Origin of the sequence: Brevibacillus sp. SIMBA_040, from assembly GCF_046535075.1 — a bacterium.
In the GTDB taxonomy this organism is placed as follows: Bacteria; Bacillota; Bacilli; order Brevibacillales; family Brevibacillaceae; genus Brevibacillus.
Genome location: NZ_JAWRXI010000050.1, coordinates 1 through 580, shown reverse-complemented (window position 1 = coordinate 580; position 580 = coordinate 1). Strand labels below are relative to the sequence as shown.

The window sequence follows — 580 nt, the reverse complement described above, 5'->3', positions numbered from 1 at the left end:
ATTTCCCCTCGTCAAAAATAAGGTGATCAAGTGAGAAATCACCATGAGTGACGACTGAATCCGGTGAGAATGGCAAAAGTTTATGCATTTCTTTCCAGACTTGTTCAACAGGCCAGCCATTACGCTCGTCATCAAAATCACTCGCATCAACCAAACCGTTATTCATTCGTGATTGCGCCTGAGCGAGACGAAATACGCGATCGCTGTTAAAAGGACAATTACAAACAGGAATCGAATGCAACCGGCGCAGGAACACTGCCAGCGCATCAACAATATTTTCACCTGAATCAGGATATTCTTCTAATACCTGGAATGCTGTTTTCCCGGGGATCGCAGTGGTGAGTAACCATGCATCATCAGGAGTACGGATAAAATGCTTGATGGTCGGAAGAGGCATAAATTCCGTCAGCCAGTTTAGTCTGACCATCTCATCTGTAACATCATTGGCAACGCTACCTTTGCCATGTTTCAGAAACAACTCTGGCGCATCGGGCTTCCCATACAATCGATAGATTGTCGCACCTGATTGCCCGACATTATCGCGAGCCCATTTATACCCATATAAATCAGCATCCATGTT

1 protein-coding gene is annotated in these 580 nt (G+C 45.2%); it reads right to left on the bottom strand.

Features of this window, described 5'->3' with window-relative positions; translation table 11 throughout:
• Nucleotides 1-580: phosphotransferase (locus SB752_RS31885; RefSeq protein WP_410719432.1), on the bottom strand; the 580-nt coding region annotated here is incomplete at both ends.